The following is a 7,500-nucleotide window of genomic DNA, read 5'->3' as shown; positions in this document are numbered from 1 at the left end:
GTGCTTGTCGTGGCCGCCATGCCCACCGTGCGCGTCGGCACCGTGTGTGCCGTGGGTGCCGTGCCCGGCATGCCCCGCGTGAACGTCATGCTGGCCGTGGCCGTGATGCTGCTTGGTAGCAGGCATCGCCGCGTGGTCAGTGTCGTGGTGCTGCATATGGATCCCCTCCTGACCACCTGACTATACCCCCCTGGGGTATTACCGCAAGGGTCGGTGACGAATCTGTCGGCGGGTTTCAGATGCTGCTGAAGGCGCAGATCCGTTCTCGCCGGCATGCCCGTCGTGGGTTGTGTCAAACCGCCCACGTGGAGGTTCGCTCGGAGAGGCGCGCGGCGATGGGCCGTATCCGACGCCGTCGTTGCCGATATGTGGCCAAGTAGCAGGCCCGGTAGCAGTTGTGGGCCGCGAAGATCTACTAAGTCTCATAGTGTATGCCCGCATCTCCGGTGGTCTCGTGCCACTTCGCGGGCGCATGTGTAGGCCCTTGGCCTCTGGGTGTAGGTGGGCGCCAGTCATGCGCATGCCGCTTTCGCGCGGCCACGCCCGCAGGTCACTGTGGTCGCGGCTGGCCTGTGTTCACCCTCTGCCAGGTGCTGTGTGTCTGCGCACTGTGGAGGCACTGTCGAAGCGGGACGCGTTCGACGCCGCCTGCTGCGCGAGTATCACCGATACGACCGCTGTCTGGGACGGGTCAGTGTGTGGGTCGCAACGCGGCTAGCGTCACCATGACGAGCCGGTGGACCGCCGCGTCGGAGGGCAGGTTATTGGCGGCGGCAAGGGCGTGGAGGCAGAAGTTCGCTAGCTCGTCGGGTGCGACGTCGTCGCGGACCGAGCCGGTCGTCGCGGCCTCCGCCAGCAGGTCTCGGATCATGTCGCGGACCTGCGTCTGCGCGTGTGCGAGGTGCTCGTCGTGGTGCAGCATTGCCGCGAGTGCGGTGTCGTGGCCGCTGTGGCGGTGGTGGGACAGGACGGCGTACGCCTCGAGGACGGTCCTGAGCCGAGCGCCAGCGTCGCCGGCGCCGTCCCGTACCTCGGCCAGGTGGGCCAGGTGTGCGGTGATCTGCCGTTCGTGCCAGGCGAACAGGATCGCCTGGACATCCGGGAAGTATTTGTACAGGGTGGCCCGGCCGATTCCCGTCGCTTCGGCGATCTGCGACATCGTCACGGATAGCAGCCCATGATCGGCCACCAGGGCCGCGGTGGTGTCCAGTATCGCGTCGCGCACCTCGCGGCGGTGCGCCTCGATCGTCTGGTTCCACAGCCTCGGCACGACGCCAGCATACGCTACGACGGAGCCGTGACGTTGTGGCTTGACAGCGACATAGTGTCTCGTAAACTCGCGTATGGGTCTAGTCGACAGCGAGGGAGCAAGACCGTGGCTGAAGCACCGCGCTATCCGGACGGCGACAACCGTGAGGAAAGGCCCGCTGACGCGCTGAGGCGATCTGAATCCGCAGCTGGCATGCCTCGCTGGGTGAAGGTGGTGGGGATTATCGCGATCGTGGTCGCCGTGCTGGTCCTGGTGATGCTGTTGACCGGGCTCGGTGGCGAGCACGGTCCTGGCCGGCACAGTGCGGCGGGTGCGGAGCATGGCCGTCAGCTGCCGGCGATGGGCGTTGTCGATGGCGGCTATGCGTCGGCGGGCGTGCGCCGATGACGATGGGCCCTGGTGTGCGCAGGTTCATGCTGACCGTCCATGTCACGACGTCGGTGGGATGGCTCGGTGCGGTCGCCGTGTTCCTCGTCCTTGGCGTCGTCGGCATGACCAGTCGGGATGCCGCGATCGTGCGGGCGGCCTATCTGGTGATGGAACCTACCGCGTGGTTCGTTCTCATCCCGCTGTCCTTCGCGTCGCTGCTCACCGGGCTGATCCAGTCGCTGGGTACCGCGTGGGGGTTGGTGCGCCATTACTGGGTCTTGTTCAAACTCGTCATCAATGGCGGCGCCGTGGTTGTGCTGCTGATGTACACCAGGACGCTCGCTTCCCTGGCGGACGCGGCGGCACGACCCGAATTCTCCAGCGATGATCTTGGCGCGATGCGGGTCTCTCCCACGATCCATTCTGGGCTCGCGCTGATCCTGCTGTTGGCGGCCACGGTGCTGGCGGTTTACAAGCCGCGCGGCGTGACCCCGTACGGCCACCGCAAGCAGCGCGAACGCCAGATGCCAGCGCGGCGGTCCGGCCGGAGTGCGCTGGCGCAGCCATAGCCGGCACCCTTTTGGCGTCCGGGTCTATAGCCCGGGCGTGTGGCCCCGGGCTGGTGGTTACTGGCTCGCCGAGCTCAGGTAGCTGGCCGGGTCCTTCTCGAACGCCCGCTGGCATCGGGGTGCGCAGAAGTAGTAGGTCTGCCCGTCGTGGCTGGTGCTCGCTGCCGCGGTGGCCGGATCGATCGTCATGCCGCATACGGGGTCCACGGCCGAGATTTCGGTGGCGCTCTGGCCGGTGGTGGAGCAACAGGAGCAGTCCGTCCCGCTGGCCTCAACCTTGATCGCCAGGTTCTTCTTCACCGCGGCTCCTTACCATAGGGGGGTATGGTAGGCGAACGATAGCATGGTCCGGCGCTGGTACCATAGGGGGGTATGTTGGCTGCGCCACATGGGTGGCGGGGCCGGGCAGTGAAGAGGGCGGCATGGAAACGATCGCACTGGATAGCCAGCACGGCTACATCCACAACAAGGACGACTACCTGCGGCGGCTGCGGCGCATCGAGGGCCAGGCTCGGGGGCTGCAACGGATGGTCGAGGAAGAAAAGTACTGCATCGACATCCTGACGCAGGTTTCCGCCATGACGAAGGCGCTCCAGTCGGTCGCGCTGGGGCTGCTCGACGAGCACCTCAGTCACTGCGTCGTCCAGGCGGCGGCGGCCGGCGGCTCCGAGGCTGAGGAGAAGGTCCGTGAGGCGTCCGAAGCCATCGCCCGGCTGGTTCGCTCCTAGGCTCCGGTCGCCGCGTAGGTCCGCCACCGACGGGATCCCGTCGCTATGGCGCGGCGGCAAGCCATCCCAGACTCTTGGCGGCTCCTAGGCCCTACTCGGTGGTGGCATGGCTGCCGTGATCGCTGACTTGGGCGTCGAACCAGGCGTGTAACGCCGTCACGAGCGCGGAATCGCCGGTGGTGTAGGTGATCCGAGCACCGTCCGGTGTGTCCGTGTAGACGACGTCGATCCGTCCGGCGCTGTCGCGCAGCGCGGCGAGCCCAGGCATCTGCTGACCGTGGATTTGGCCGGGGTCGGTGAAGCGGCCTTGCCGGAACTCCTCGGTTTCGTGCTGCAGGTGCTCTCGGATGAGGTTGACCTGGGTCATATCGGCGGGGTCGTCGGCGACCACGGTCTGCACGCCGCCGGTCGCGTTCTTGGCGAACCGGTGTGTCGTGCGCTCCAGGTCGAACGGCATCACCGAGGCTCCTCGTTCGGCGACGTCGGCTTGCCGGTCCGTGCTTGCGGCCGGTGGCGGTTGGTCGCGCGATTCTTGTGCGCAGCCAGCCACCGCGAGTGCTGCACCGGCGGTGAGTGCCGCCAGCCGGCAGGCTCGTCGCGACGCTGTGGGGATCATTCGGTTGCCTCCGCCAAGGTTTGCAGCGCGCGCACGACGGCGGCGCGCTCATCGTCCGGGACACGTTCGAGTAGCGCGTCCAGCCGTTGTCGGCGGGCCTCGGCCAGGCGTTCTGCGGCCGTGCCGCCGGCGTCCGTGAGCTCCAGCAGCACACCGCGGCCGTCGTCGTCCGCCGTGTGCCGCTGCACCCAACCGCGACCCACGAGGTTGGTCACCAGGCGGCTGACGGTGCTCTTCTCCAGCCGCAGTCGCCGCGCCAGCTCCACCTGGCGCAGCCGACCATCGCGCGCGATCTCGGTCAAGGCGTGCGCTTCGGACACCGGAAGCGGCTGACCACAGGGCGTGCGATCCGGCTGGTGCAGACCAAAGTTGCGCACGAAGCGCATCAGGGCGTCCTGCGCCGCCACCACATCGGTGGATTGTTCGACCTCGGTCATGGTTCGACCATACAACCAAGCGGTTCGATGATGCAACCATTAGTCAGTTGTCGGTGGCGGCGACGTGCGCGGCGCGACACTGGTCCCCCTGACGTGATCGGAGCGTCTCTCCAGGGCTCCATATCGGACGGACTGCAAGGGTGATCGGGACGTCCGCTGAGCAGTGAACTGCTGCGCGGACGCCCCGATCAGAGACTGCTGTAAGAAGCGGCTGATCCTCTGCCGTCAGGCCCAGATCACCAACGTGAAGACCGTGTCCCTACCAACTTTGCGCTCATATGTCGCCGTACTCCCGGGCGCCTTGGAACCCTCGACCATCCGACCCCACGACGTCGGTGAGTTGGTCAGCTGGGACAGCGGGCTGGCGGCGACGCTGGTGGTGTTGAACGAGTCGGTGTGCGAGTAGATCGTCTGGAGCTGGGCGAAGTCGTGCGCGTTCGGGTGCTCGTTGTTCGGCGGCCCGTCCGGGTCTCGGGTGTAGTCCATGCACGTGCCCAGGTTGGCGTTGGTCTGGTTCTCGTCCTGGTGGGCGAGGCCAAACGCATGTCCGACCTCCTGGCACATCACCAGGCGCCGGTAGGGGGCCGTGTTGTAGGTCGCCTGGTTGAAGTAGGTGTCGTTGACCTTGACGTAGGCGCTGGTGATGTGCGACCCGCTGACCGAGATGGACGCGATACCAAGCCAGCCGTTGTTTCCATAGCTGCCGTTGCAGACCTCGACGTGTCCGCTCGCGGGCGTGCAGCTGGACCGGCTGCCGAACGAGCCGTTGACGATGGTCGTGTTGAGCACTGTGGAGGTGGTCCAGTCAGCGGATGCGGTGGACAGGTACGACGTCCACGCGGAGGTGACGTTGTTGTCCAGCTCGACCGTGAACGGGTTCGCCGTACGCGCCCAGTGGTAGTTGCCCCAGCGGTGGTTCGCCTGCGCGGCACCGGGGAGCATGACGACTGCGAGTGCGACTACGGCGGCGGTGACCGCGGCAGCCATTCTTCTCGTGCGCACCTGTGACTCCTATGTGCGTTAGTAGTACGGGGATGACCAGAGCGTGTCACCGGCCGTACATCAACACAACTGCATGTGCGGATGTGCGCCATACCATCTTCGGCGCAGATTCCCATAACGCTGCAATGCTGGCGGCGACAGATGGCATGTCGACATGCGAGCGGCCCGACGATCAAGGCGTCAAGTTCGGACACCACAAAGGCCGCCAGGACGAGGCTTATCCAGGGCCCTGTGGCCGCCGTCCCGCGATCGGGAGCTGGCGGTCTCGTCGCTCTATCCGGTTCTCAGTGCCGCTTGCTCGCTATGGCAACCGCTAACCGGCAACAGGTTCGCATCCGTGCCTTTGGTGGCGGCTTGAAGGGTCGAACGGACGCCGACTCATTGGTTGGGGGTTGGCGACTGGGTCGGCGTGCCGGTCGGTGGCGACGCCGGCGCGGCGCTTGATGTCGCGGGAGCGGCGGTTGCCTGGGTCGGGGGCGTCGGCGTAGGGGTCGGCGTTGCAGTCGTCGGTCGTGGTGTTGGCGGTGTGGGTGGCGGCGTCGGTGGCGTTGGCGGCCGGGTGGTGCTTGGTGGTGTGGTGGGCGGCGTGGTTGGTGGTGTGGTTGGCGGTGTGGACGTCGGCGGCCTGGTGGTCGGCGGTGGGGCGGGTGGCGTACTGGTCGGTGGCGTGGACGGGGGCGTGGTGGTGGGTGCTGGCACCGCGCCGTAGATCCGGGTTGCGGCGAAGAACCGTGACCACCACACGCTGGAAACCTTGACCTTGCTTCGGCTGTTCGGCGCGTGGACCATCTTGCCGTCGCCGATGTACATGCCCATGTGATGGATGCTGGTCCAGCTGCTGCCCGAGGCGAAGAAAACCAGGTCGCCGGGCAGCAGCGCCGATCGTGAAACGGAGTTTTGGCGCGTGGCGTAGTACTGGTCGCGGGACACCCGAGGCAGCTGGTAGTAGCCGACTGAGCGGTACGACGCCCACGTCAGTCCGGAGCAGTCGTACGTGTCGGGGCCTTCCGTGCCCCAGACGTACTGCTTGCCGAGCTGTTTGAGCGCGAACTGGAGGGCGGCCAGCGCCTTCGGATGAGCGGCCAGCCCTGCGACCGTCTGGCCGTCGAGGTATTGGGAGCCCAGACGCTGGTCCTGCGCCTCGCGTTGCTGTTCTATCAGCGCATACTCGGCGGCGTTGCGCTCGATCAGGTCGGCGAGCGCCGCCTCGTTGAGCTTGTACGTGGTCTCCAGCGTGGTGAACTGGTTTTTCGCCTGCTCTGAGCGGGCAAGCGCGGCACCGTGTGCCGCGAGTGCGACGCGTTCGGCATCTTTGGCGCGAGCCACCTCCCGGTCCACGGCGTCGGTGCCGGTGGTGGACTGTTCGCCCCGCTGGATGCGGCTAAGCTCGCGCAGGCTGTGCAGGTCGGAGCCGAAGACACCGGGTGGCAGCTCAGCGGCCCGCCTGAACGCCTCGCCGGCGGCGCCATCCGCGGCGGTCTCGGCCCCGGCGACCGCGTCGCGGGCCTGCTGCAGCTGCTGCTCAGCAACCTTGAGGTCGGCTCCGGCCTGGTCACGTTCTAGGCGCCGCTTGACCAGCTCCTCCGCCAGTGCGGCTACCTGCACCTCGGCGTTGGAGATCTGGGCGGCGAGCGGCCCGCTCGCCGAAGAGGTACCTGGAGGCGTGGTGGCCGCAGTGGTGCCGGGCGCGGCTTGACCGGGTAGCTGGAGCGGTCCCGCCGGGACAGGTCGGGACCCGGCGTCGGGAACCGTGCCCGGCGAGGCCGGCTCGGCGTATGCCGGGGTGGCGAGAGCGGCCGTGAAGGCGGCCCCCAACATGACCGAGCGCGCAAGGGGTCGCAGTGCTGAGCCTCTTGCGGGTCGTTGGGGTTGATGCCTGGCGGTGGGCCGCACGATGCGCCTCCCCGTAACGGTTCTGGTGGGACGATGCCGGCGCCTTGGACGTCCCTGGTGCAAGGGGAGCCCGGGGCAGGTGCGTGATCCTTCGCGCTGCACCGTCGTAGCCGACATGAACCTCGGTACTACTATCCGCGATAGTAAGTCGTTTCACTGGGAGATCGCTAGGGCTCGGACCGCAGCGGCGTCGCGGGTGGTCCGATGGCAAGGCGGTGCGGAGGCTGGTGATCCAAGCGATGACCTCCGAGCCCGGGCAGTGTGCCGCCGAGGCGGTCGGCGATGAAACAGGCCAGGGTACGGCGGAACTGTCGGGTTGTTAGCGGCCTGGGCTGGCGCCGGTTGATGCGCTCACCTAGCGCAGCGTTCGTCTTCTGGTTGTCGCATCACCGAGTCGACGTGGCTGTCGACGGCGAAGGTGGACGACCTGCAACTGCGCAGCAACGCCGTTGTGCGCCCCAGTGGTCAGTTGCGGGGCCAGACGCGGACCGGCACCTGAGGAAACGCCGTCGTCAGGAAGTGTTCGGTGACGCTGCCGCGCAGGAGGCAGTCGGGCCAGGTGTCGAGCACTTCGGGCAGTGTGCGGTGGCCGAGGGTGAGCTGGAGCAGAGCGCCG

10 protein-coding genes and 1 pseudogene are annotated in these 7,500 nt (G+C 67.2%); 4 read left to right on the top strand and 7 right to left on the bottom strand.

The window, feature by feature from the left end; translation table 11 throughout:
* Positions 1-180: hypothetical protein (locus tag V6V89_RS40750; protein WP_334625072.1), on the top strand; the 180-nt coding region annotated here is incomplete at its 5' end.
* A gap of 511 nt (positions 181-691) precedes the next feature.
* Here the strand turns inward: V6V89_RS40750 and V6V89_RS40745 are convergent.
* The gene (locus tag V6V89_RS40745; protein WP_334625071.1) at positions 692-1,270 is read right to left on the bottom strand and encodes a TetR/AcrR family transcriptional regulator; all 579 of its coding nucleotides are present in this window, start codon (positions 1,268-1,270) and stop codon (positions 692-694) included.
* 105 nt (positions 1,271-1,375) lie between these two features.
* On the opposite strand from V6V89_RS40745, the gene V6V89_RS40740 reads away from it, so the two are divergent.
* Both V6V89_RS40740 and V6V89_RS40735 read left to right on the top strand, forming a co-directional pair.
* On the top strand, positions 1,376-1,657 hold the full coding sequence (locus tag V6V89_RS40740) for a hypothetical protein (RefSeq protein ID WP_334625070.1): 282 nt from the start codon (positions 1,376-1,378) through the stop codon (positions 1,655-1,657).
* Between the two features lie 26 nt (positions 1,658-1,683).
* Positions 1,684-2,208, top strand: coding sequence for a DUF2269 domain-containing protein (locus V6V89_RS40735; RefSeq protein ID WP_334625069.1), 525 nt, complete (start codon positions 1,684-1,686; stop codon positions 2,206-2,208).
* Positions 2,209-2,265: 57 nt separating this feature from the next.
* Here V6V89_RS40735 and V6V89_RS40730 read toward each other — a convergent pair whose 3' ends face one another.
* Positions 2,266-2,508, bottom strand: a complete 243-nt coding sequence (locus V6V89_RS40730) for a YHS domain-containing protein (RefSeq protein ID WP_334625068.1) — start codon at positions 2,506-2,508, stop codon at positions 2,266-2,268.
* A 122-nt stretch (positions 2,509-2,630) separates the two neighbouring features.
* On the opposite strand from V6V89_RS40730, the gene V6V89_RS40725 reads away from it, so the two are divergent.
* Complete coding sequence (locus V6V89_RS40725) at positions 2,631-2,936, top strand: metal-sensitive transcriptional regulator (protein ID WP_334625066.1); 306 nt, start codon at positions 2,631-2,633, stop codon at positions 2,934-2,936.
* Positions 2,937-3,027: 91 nt separating this feature from the next.
* On the opposite strand, the gene V6V89_RS40720 is transcribed toward V6V89_RS40725, so the two are convergent.
* The 5 genes and pseudogenes from V6V89_RS40720 to V6V89_RS40700 form a co-directional block, all read right to left on the bottom strand.
* The gene (locus tag V6V89_RS40720) at positions 3,028-3,393 is read right to left on the bottom strand and encodes a hypothetical protein (protein ID WP_334625065.1); all 366 of its coding nucleotides are present in this window, start codon (positions 3,391-3,393) and stop codon (positions 3,028-3,030) included.
* A 155-nt stretch (positions 3,394-3,548) separates the two neighbouring features.
* The gene (locus V6V89_RS40715) at positions 3,549-3,989 is read right to left on the bottom strand and encodes a MarR family winged helix-turn-helix transcriptional regulator (protein ID WP_334625064.1); all 441 of its coding nucleotides are present in this window, start codon (positions 3,987-3,989) and stop codon (positions 3,549-3,551) included.
* 225 nt (positions 3,990-4,214) lie between these two features.
* Positions 4,215-4,991, bottom strand: coding sequence for a hypothetical protein (locus V6V89_RS40710; RefSeq protein WP_334625063.1), 777 nt, complete (start codon positions 4,989-4,991; stop codon positions 4,215-4,217).
* Between the two features lie 378 nt (positions 4,992-5,369).
* Positions 5,370-6,809 (bottom strand): C40 family peptidase, encoded by a 1,440-nt coding sequence (locus V6V89_RS40705; protein WP_334625062.1) that lies wholly within the window; start codon positions 6,807-6,809, stop codon positions 5,370-5,372.
* A 540-nt stretch (positions 6,810-7,349) separates the two neighbouring features.
* A pseudogene (locus V6V89_RS40700) lies at positions 7,350-7,500 on the bottom strand (GNAT family N-acetyltransferase); the annotation flags it as partial.

Origin of the sequence: Micromonospora sp. CPCC 206061 (assembly GCF_036906915.1) — a bacterium.
Classification (GTDB): Bacteria; Actinomycetota; Actinomycetes; order Mycobacteriales; family Micromonosporaceae; genus Phytohabitans.
Note: the sequence above shows the minus strand (reverse complement) of the source record. Positions and strands in the feature narration are given on the sequence as shown.